We start from the raw sequence: 8,887 nt of genomic DNA, 5'->3' as shown, positions 1-8,887 counted from the left end.
CTATGGCTCATTTTATGATCAAATTCGAAGGGAGAATTTAAGTGCCTATAATCGAATTTACACAAATAGATGGAAAGTCTCATTAACAGGGTTATTAATTACTCTCAACAATCAAATAAATTTGCAAAAAACGAACCTCAGATTTTAAGGTTAGCTACTATGCTTGCGGATTTAAATTCAATTGCTGAACACGCAAATTTTCTATCTGGTTCGATCACTTTTTTATTAGAAGCCTTACTTGGAATAATACAGCTGGAACAAAGTAATATAGTAAAACTGGTTTCCATAGTATCTCTAATATTTTTACCTCCAACTTTAATAGCTAGTATTTATGGAATGAATTTTGAAATAATGCCAGAATTAAAACAATGGTTAGGTTACCCCATTACATTACTAATAATGTTGATCTCAGGTTGGTTGCCTTATAAAATATGTAAAAAGAAAAAGTGGTTATAGACCTGATTCTTGTGCTATAATCGCTAGTTTTATTACTTCAAAGCGACCTCTCAGGATTTTGCTCGGTTGATACTACCTCTGATATAGCCAATTTTAAAAGCTTTCTTATTTAACCTGAATATGAATAAGGAATAGTTAGTATGGTTTTATACTGAGGGTCGCTGTACGCACAGTCGTCCTGAATTTACTTCAGGATCTCATGAGATAGGAGAAGATTACTTGGTCGAAGAGACAAGCTAAACCAACTGAGTTCCGCATGACGGTAGATAAGAAGATACCTGATCAAGCCAGGTATGACTGTGTTTCTTGCCGGACATAACTAAATCTAATATTTATCTTATCCATAGCTGGGGTTATTTACATCTATATGTATTTAACAATAATCAGCTACCAACCCGTATCAACAATCGTAATTTAGCGAGAAGGAGAGTCTCCACTTTTCTGCCTTTTTGCCACTATATTCTGAGTTTGCTCGCCAAGACGTTCTCCTTTAGTTTTACTGCCAACTTCTTGACCAATACCCTTTGCTTGCTTAGTAACTTCGTGAGTCATTTTAACCATACCAGATTCAACTTTGTTTAGTTTTTCCTGGTTATCTAAACTCATACTTTGTCTACAAGATTTTGCAATACCATCAAGGCCAAGCGAGGTACATACTTTTCCAATAGAGTTTAACAACTTATCTTTTAGTGATTTCAAATTCGGTGCATCAACTTTGCCTTTATCATTAAATTGCAACGATTTATCCATATCTTGTTGAAATTTTGACGGGCCATCAGAAATAACTTTACGAGTTTCATAAATTGGCTCTTCTACCATTTTAGGTTTCTTTCCAGATACAAAATTCCCTATCTGATTGATCACCCCTCTATCTTCCACTTTTTCTGGAACCATCTTTGTTCCTGTTTGAACTCTTTCTGTAGTTTGTACTTTTTGTGGCTTCAAATAATCGTCCATTTCCTCTTTGGTCATTACATTATCGGAAACCATCTTTTCCATTATTCCTTTAAATGTCTTTTCAACTTCCTCTTTACTAATACCCTGACCATCCTTATGTCTATCAATCAAAGAATCAATTGCTGGTACAATTGTTTCTTGAGCATACATTTTTGCATTAAGATCTTTAGCCCCCTCTACAAGACCACCTAGTCCTGAAGGTCTTTCTGATTGAACTCTCTCTACCTCCGGCTCAGCTCCTTTAGCAAGTCTTTCCTGTTGTTCCCTTAGTTTTTTTGCGTTCTCAGCGAATGTTTTGGCCATAAATTACCTTAATTTATTATATTAATAACTAAAGAGATCTTTTAATTGAAACTCTAGAGATAATTTCATTTTATACTATTCTGATACGCATTGGAGTTTTACTTGACAATTCTTTGCAGAAATTTAGAAACTGACTCACTGAATCAACAATATCATCATTTTTTGAATTGGGGAATGTGGTTAATTCTTTAATTAATTCGCGATTAAACGAAGATTTACTTGGCAAAAATACTTTGCCAGCCTGAAAAAGTGGTACAACTGATGCAAATCTAGTTATTTTATCAAGCTTAGGTTTGCTAGGTTTGATGTTAAAATATCCGGCCATAGATAGATCTTGAATTAATGACTGTCCACTGGCTTTATCCTCGATAATTATATGTCTTGGCTTGTATTTTTGCGCTTGTTTTTCGATTTCATTTTTAAGGGTTGGATAACTCATTTTTTTCCGTACCATAGAAACAAGATAGAATTTCCCAGATAATACCCCCCAACAAGTTCCAACACTGTAATCAGATTTTTCTGAAACCTTGATTGCCGTATCCCAACTTAGTACAAAATATTCAAAATTTTGAGTCAAATCTTCATAATACAAAATATCTTCTAATGATAACAAATTAATACCAGACGACAATGGGTCTTGCAGAAATTGTGCTGCAAAATTTCTTACTCCCACCTCTTGTTCAATGTTGTTTAGGAATGCCCGTTGATCTCTTTCTTGATTAAGTACCTGGCCTTTTTTATACTCATAGCTATTTAAACCAATATTATAAATCTTATCCTCAGAAGCAATTGCTGGTATTTTGAGAAGCTCCCATCCCCCGCTTGAGATTAAATGCGCTGACAAATCATCTTCATGCAGACGCTGCATGACTAAAACTATAGCACCTTTACTTTTATCATTTAGCCTAGTTACAAAAGTTTGTTCAAACCATTCAATAACCCTATTTCTGGCTTTAAACGAGTTAATTTGCGTGGGATTATGTGGATCATCGATGATTAAAAAATCTCCTCCTTCACCAGTTGCTGAGCCACCTACGCTCGTTGCAAATCTAAAACCATTTTCAGATGTAAGAAATTTACTCTTTTGGTTATGTTTTCTGCTAAGTTTCGTCGCTGGAAATAACTGCCCGTACCAATCTGAAGAAACAACAAGTCTACTGTCAAGAGAATGTTTAACGCTAAGAACTGATGAGTAGCTTGCAGCCATAATACGTACTGCTGGATTATGGCCCAACAACCAAGTTGGCCAAGCAACACTAACGCAAACAGATTTTAGTGCTCTTGGCGGCATATTGATAATTAACCTTTTGATTTCAGACGACCTAACTCTTTCAAGGTAATCTGAAATCAAGTCTATATGCCAATTTGCCTGATACACTGCTCCAGGATTAATAGTTTGAAATACTTTGCTGATATAACTACTAAAATCCTGGCGCAATACTGCTTTAAGAAGCTTTTTATTACACGTCATCTTGCACCTTTTTTATTTCAAACTGCATACGATCATACAGGACTTGATATGTGACATCCTAAGTCCTTTCGTAAGTCATACCGGGCTTGATCCGGTATCTTCTTTTGTTGATGAGATCCTGAATCAAGTTCAGGATGACGAGTTTATGCCTTTGATCCCGACGAGTCAAAGGCCTGCGAACCAGATCAAGTTCGCGATGACGGTTTGCGTTCAGGATGACTTTCTGGCCAACACTTAATTCACCCTAATATGACTTCTTATACCAAATCTCAAATTAAAGGAGACACATGAATTTCAGGACGAGCTTGCGCAGCCTATACTTATAGGTGAGCACAAGGGAGATCCGCAAAATTCTTTGGATCATTTACTCTGGGATTTGGTATTATATCTATGTATGAATCGTTCGATGATGTCCTTATCTTCTTGAGTCATATCAATATTGTTATTCATCGTTTCATCTTTGCTTAATTTATTTAATTGAATTATAAGATGCACAAGCTTATTAAGAGTATCTGTAATATTCTTTTTAACATTAACCGCACTCTTAGATTTGCTAACCTTAAGCTCATCTAACTCTTCATCTAACATCAAGACTAGTTTAGCTGTAAAACTATATAATTTATTTATCGTAACTTTCATTACCCTCTCCTGTTAGATTGGCTGCAAATTTATCCATTCCTTTAATTGGAGTTAAGCCTACAATTGCTCTTTTTTCGTTAATTGTCATAAAATCTGCACTTGCAATTTTTGCCCATACATTTTCTCTACGCTCTGTAAGTACAGAAATAGACTCTTTATCAAAATCTATAATCAAATCCTCTTTATACCAATACGATAACCAACTACTGAGCGCATCAGCGTATTTATCAAGCAATGGAATGATATTTTCTTCCCAAAGTGCCAACCTTGCTTCCTGCATATTGCTATAAGTATTATCGCCATTAATTCCAAGTAATTGTGGAGGCACATTGAATGCTATGGCTATGTCTCTTGCACTTGAGTCCTTTAATTCAAGAAATTTCTCAAATCGCTCAGCGTTACTTGTTTCTTGCCATTTAAGCCCACCTTCTAGAATTAGAGGCTTTCCAGAATTGGAGGCGCCACTAAAATTATCGTAAAATTGTTGCTGCAATCTTTCAAATTGTTCATCTGATAAATAACCATTACCATCCTGAAATACCAAAGCACCACTTGGTCTGATTGCATTTTTTAACAATGATTTATTCCAGTCCATAATTTTTGCATGCAAATTTATTGCTTTTGCAGCTGCTGCCAAAGATGATAAACCTTTGCGTTGATCAGTAGGATTATAATTTTTAAGATGCAGCACACGACTTTTCCTAGTAACCGGATCAATTCCAAAGGATTGTTTTTTATCCCCATTTCCATAGACATAAGAAACGAGTTGATCATTAGAAATAGTTTGCTCAACTAATGATGGATGAAGATTATATAAAAAATGTGGGATTGTATTATTTTTGAATGACACTAACAAATAACTATCTCCGTAAAGTAGCAAACTAGATAAACTTTCCGTAAAAAAATCGGCTCCTGATTTATCAGGACTGGGATATTTAAGTAAATTTAAGATAGGATGATTTTTAAGCAACTCCTTTGAACCATTATTGTTCCTAAATATTTGCCATGGTATATGGCTTGCTGAGGTTGCAATCAAATTGACGCACCTGTGTACAATTGCATTATTTTTATAGGAATCAACTCCAACTCTTTCATCTTGAGAATAATTGAAAAATGGTAAGTCTAAGTAACTAGTGGATTTCTTGCTTTGCTTACCAGAGACTTTTTTAAAATAAGATTTAATCATTCTTAGCTCCTTTGAAGGTTTGTTAACAACAAGATTGCTTTATAACACTCAAGATCGGTCACGCTAAGCATTGATACAATAAATAACTTTCCAATTAACAAATTTTGCAATAGAATATAAAAATAAAACATTGACGAGAATACATAAATGTCTGGGCAATTAATTGAACTTATTATTTTTGCTGGAATAGCTTTTTTTGTTATAAACAAACTGATCGCAACACTAGGCACTACTTCGGATGATGACCCAACAAAACGACCTTCGTTTTTTGGAGAAAAAACATCCATGAAAGATGTTACGACCTCTTCAACCACCATTACAAATAAAGAATCCTCAATAAAGGCTAGTATTCTAAAACCGACATTTGCTACTCGGAAAAACAAAATTGACCTTCGGGGCTTAGTAGTTCCTGAGAACGATACTGATGTTAAAGAGGGTCTGGTGGATGTAATGAATCGCGTTCCTTCATTTAATATTCATAATTTTCTTAAAGGAGCAAAAGTAGCATTTAGGATGATTATTGATGCTGCTTACAAAAATAATGAGAAAGAACTGGAGCAACTGGTTGATAAGCGCTATATACAACATTTTAAAGGCCTATCAACGGGTTATGGCGAGTATATAAGCCAAAATGATCCTGAGCTACAAATCTCAGAAATCTATATGTTTGGCAATAACATCTTTATCAAAATTTTATTTGTTGGAAAAAATATTACTAATAAAATCAAAGATTTACATGAAGAATGGACATTCACAAGGAGTACTATTAGCTCCGGTAATGAGTGGTATCTGACGAACATAGACAGACCACAGTGATTGATCCTTCTTTCAATTAAAACTATTGTCTCCTGAACTGATTAGGCTTCGTATGTCCTTCAGCCTAGGGTCTAAGACATCATAAGGAGTTGTCATCCGGACTCCGGCATCTTATTCCGTTCCCCGAAATACCTGGTCAAGCCTGGCATGACGGCGAAAAGAATATTACAGGTCACGGGCCGTGGATGACAATTTGCTTCTAATATAACGGTGACTCCACCAGGAGGATAGCCGGTATTAGCAAAACAACTTTTTCGAACACAAATTAAATATGAAATACCCACTAATTCTAATTATAAAATTTTACCAATATTTTATCTCTCCATGGCTTGGAAAAAATTGTAAATATTCACCTACTTGTTCGGCTTATTGCTTAGAAGCAATCAATAGCTATGGCGCTATCAAGGGAATTTTTTTTAGTATAAAACGTATAATTCGGTGCAACCCATTTACAAGCGGTGGCTACGACCCACTACCTAATCACAAATCTAAATGATATAGTAAATCACCTTGAATTAGGGGGTAAAGAACCTCATAATTTAAGGAATAGTTAGGCATAGATCGGTTATACTGAACTTGGTTTTTTATTTCTAACACTAGTGATATAATACCAAAAGAAATAAAAAAAATAGGCCAAATCTTGCAAGGTACGGAACTTATAAAATCTTATATAGCTAATACTCCTGAATTACCGGGAGTATATAGGATTTTTGATTCTGACAAAAACACCATTTATATAGGCAAAGCGAAGAACCTAAAAAATAGATTAAGCCAATATACCCTTGAGCTGAAAGGTAAGAATAAGATCATGGTTTCTCTAGCCTGTTATGTTGAGTACAGCATTACTGAATCTGAATCTGCAGCTCTGCTTCTTGAAGGGCAATTAATCAAAAAATTTAAACCTAAATTCAATATCTTACTAAAAGATGACAAATCTTTTCCATATATTAAACTCCGGCTTGATCATGAATATCCTCAACTGTTAAAATTTCGAGGAAAAAATCTTACCGACGGTAAATTTTTTGGTCCATTTGCCTCTCCAGCGCATGTGGATACAACAATACTAGAGCTACAAAAAATTTTTAGACTTAGGTCTTGCTCCGATAATTATTTTGCAACTCGAACCAGGCCCTGTTTGCAATATCAAATTCAACGGTGCTACGCACCTTGTGTTAATAAAATATCAAAACCAGACTACGATGATTTGGTCAGAGAAGTACAAGCTTTTCTTACCGGTAAAAATCATGCCCTTCAAACCATGCTATCAAATAAAATGGAACAATTTAGCAATGAGCTAAATTATGAAAAAGCTGCAGAAATTCGTGATCGAATAAAAGCCATAAGTTATGTTCAACTTAAATCTCAAAACTCACATGATCTGAATGATGCAGACGTTATAGCACTTGCCTCAAAAAACGGTGTGTTCTGTATCCAAATATTTCTTTACAGATCTCACCAACCTTGTGGCAATCAAGCTTATTTTCCTTCTCATACAGATAATGAAATATCTAATGAAGAGGTTTTAGGAAGTTTTTTAATACAGTTATATCAAACTAAAATTCCGCCAAAAGATATACTAATTAGTCATGAACTCGAAGATAAAATCATTTATGTTGATGCACTTAAACAACTTCACCATTTGGACATAAAAATCTCTACCCCGAAGCGTGGGGCAAAAAGTAAAATCATGGAAAATGCTTTGTATAATGCTGAGCTCTCATTACAGAAACATTTACTCATGGGAGCTAAAAATCATACTGCACTTGTCGACATACAATCACTATTCAACTTAAACTGGCCTCTGCAGAGGATAGAAGTTTATGATAATAGTCATATTCAAGGGGCATTTCCCGTTGGTGCTATGATAGTTGCCGGACCAGATGGGTTCGAAAAAAAAGAATATCGCCTTTTTAATATTAAAGATGAACCTACAAGCAGTTTTGGAGGTGATGATTACGCTATGCTACGAGAGGTTTTAAGAAGAAGACTAAAAAGATTAAAGTCAGAACCACAACGTAAACCTGATTTAATGATCATAGATGGTGGCAAGGGGCACATGAACGTTGTGTCTGGAATAATGAGCGAACTAGGCTTACACGTACCATTTGTCTGCATGTCAAAGGGAGTTGATCGAAATAGCGGCAAAGAACAATTTCATATCCCGGGTCACAATGTATTTACCCTAGATAAAAACAATCCAACTATGAAATATTTACAAATTCTACGCGATGAGGTCCATAATTTTGCTATAAAAAACCACAGGCATAAACGCTCTTCTGCTATTAAGTATTCCTCACTAGATATGGTGCCTGGTATTGGATCGGCAAGAAAAAAAGCTTTATTAAATTACTTTGGATCATTCAATGCTATCGCCGACGCTACTGAGTCAGAACTCAAGAAGGTCGATGGTATTAGCGAGGAGCTAGCAAAAACTATTCATCGTTTCTTAAGAGTTTGAATGGATAAGATAAATATTAGATTTAGTTGGGTCTGTCCATCTAAGTGTGTAAATTCCTTATAGGTTATATAATCAATTAATATAACTAAGAGGAATAAAATATGACTAAAAACACTATCAATAATAAGAATAATGAAGCTATATCCGCAGCGATAGATTTACTGGTAAGTAAAGAAGTAGATCTATCGAATGTTTTAAGCAAAGGCGGGTTATTGAAACAACTAACAAAACGTCTTGTGGAAAAAGCTTTACAGGCAGAGATGAATAATCATCTAGGTTATGACAGATACGATCGTATTATCACTTCTAATAACGCCCGTAACGGTGTATCTCAAAAGAATCTAATCACTGATAATGGCCTTATTACAATAGACGTTCCAAGGGATAGAGATGCTGAGTTTGAACCTGCAATCATTCCCAAAAGAAAAACAAGAATTGAAGGTTTAGATCAAAAAATTCTATCCTTATACGCCAAAGGAATGAGTCTATCAGATATTAAACTTCAGATTCAGGAACTATACGGGGCTGACATTAGCGAAAGCCTTGTTAGTAGAATTACTGATGATGTCATGGACGATGTTAAAGCTTGGCAAGGCAGGCC

General features: G+C 35.1%; 8 protein-coding genes. 5 read left to right on the top strand and 3 right to left on the bottom strand.

Annotated elements, in window-relative coordinates; translation table 11 throughout:
• The first annotated feature begins 69 nt into the window (after window positions 1-69).
• Window positions 70-456: a CorA family divalent cation transporter gene (locus Megvenef_RS05575; protein WP_322776990.1), complete on the top strand. Its 387-nt coding sequence runs from the start codon at window positions 70-72 to the stop codon at window positions 454-456.
• A gap of 1,330 nt (window positions 457-1,786) precedes the next feature.
• Here Megvenef_RS05575 and terL read toward each other — a convergent pair.
• The 3 genes from terL to Megvenef_RS05555 form a co-directional block, all read right to left on the bottom strand.
• Window positions 1,787-3,187 (bottom strand): phage terminase large subunit, encoded by a 1,401-nt coding sequence (gene terL, locus Megvenef_RS05565; protein WP_322776988.1) that lies wholly within the window; start codon window positions 3,185-3,187, stop codon window positions 1,787-1,789.
• 360 nt (window positions 3,188-3,547) lie between these two features.
• Window positions 3,548-3,826, bottom strand: coding sequence for a hypothetical protein (locus tag Megvenef_RS05560; protein WP_322776987.1), 279 nt, complete (start codon window positions 3,824-3,826; stop codon window positions 3,548-3,550).
• The gene (locus Megvenef_RS05555) at window positions 3,807-5,012 is read right to left on the bottom strand and encodes a phage portal protein (RefSeq protein WP_322776986.1); all 1,206 of its coding nucleotides are present in this window, start codon (window positions 5,010-5,012) and stop codon (window positions 3,807-3,809) included. Before Megvenef_RS05555 ends, Megvenef_RS05560 begins: the two co-directional genes overlap by 20 nt.
• A gap of 147 nt (window positions 5,013-5,159) precedes the next feature.
• Between Megvenef_RS05555 and Megvenef_RS05550 the strand changes: the two genes are divergently transcribed.
• The 4 genes from Megvenef_RS05550 to Megvenef_RS05535 form a co-directional block, all read left to right on the top strand.
• Window positions 5,160-5,828: a Tim44/TimA family putative adaptor protein gene (locus tag Megvenef_RS05550; RefSeq protein WP_322776985.1), complete on the top strand. Its 669-nt coding sequence runs from the start codon at window positions 5,160-5,162 to the stop codon at window positions 5,826-5,828.
• A 271-nt stretch (window positions 5,829-6,099) separates the two neighbouring features.
• Window positions 6,100-6,324 (top strand): membrane protein insertion efficiency factor YidD, encoded by a 225-nt coding sequence (gene yidD, locus Megvenef_RS05545; RefSeq protein ID WP_322776984.1) that lies wholly within the window; start codon window positions 6,100-6,102, stop codon window positions 6,322-6,324.
• A 144-nt stretch (window positions 6,325-6,468) separates the two neighbouring features.
• A complete protein-coding gene (gene uvrC, locus Megvenef_RS05540; protein ID WP_410519762.1) occupies window positions 6,469-8,286 on the top strand; it encodes an excinuclease ABC subunit UvrC in 1,818 nt (605 codons plus the stop codon).
• Between the two features lie 101 nt (window positions 8,287-8,387).
• A partial coding sequence (locus Megvenef_RS05535) for a transposase (RefSeq protein WP_322776251.1) occupies window positions 8,388-8,887 on the top strand: 500 nt, incomplete at its 3' end.

Source organism: Candidatus Megaera venefica (assembly GCF_034554655.1).
In the GTDB taxonomy this organism is placed as follows: domain Bacteria; phylum Pseudomonadota; class Alphaproteobacteria; order Rickettsiales; family Rickettsiaceae; genus Megaera_A; species Megaera_A venefica.
The sequence above is the reverse complement of the archived record's forward strand: the minus strand, read 5'-3'. Positions and strand labels throughout refer to the sequence as shown.

Bases quoted from the DNA above. Each gene is read 5' to 3' on its own strand.
- Megvenef_RS05550 (WP_322776985.1), top strand. From the start codon at position 5,160: ATGTCTGGGCAATTAATTGAACTTATTATTTTTGCTGGAATAGCTTTT.
- Megvenef_RS05575 (WP_322776990.1), top strand. From the start codon at position 70: ATGGAAAGTCTCATTAACAGGGTTATTAATTACTCTCAACAATCAAAT.
- terL (WP_322776988.1), bottom strand. From the start codon at position 3,187: ATGACGTGTAATAAAAAGCTTCTTAAAGCAGTATTGCGCCAGGATTTT.
- Megvenef_RS05555 (WP_322776986.1), bottom strand. From the start codon at position 5,012: ATGATTAAATCTTATTTTAAAAAAGTCTCTGGTAAGCAAAGCAAGAAA.
- Megvenef_RS05560 (WP_322776987.1), bottom strand. From the start codon at position 3,826: ATGAAAGTTACGATAAATAAATTATATAGTTTTACAGCTAAACTAGTC.
- yidD (WP_322776984.1), top strand. From the start codon at position 6,100: ATGAAATACCCACTAATTCTAATTATAAAATTTTACCAATATTTTATC.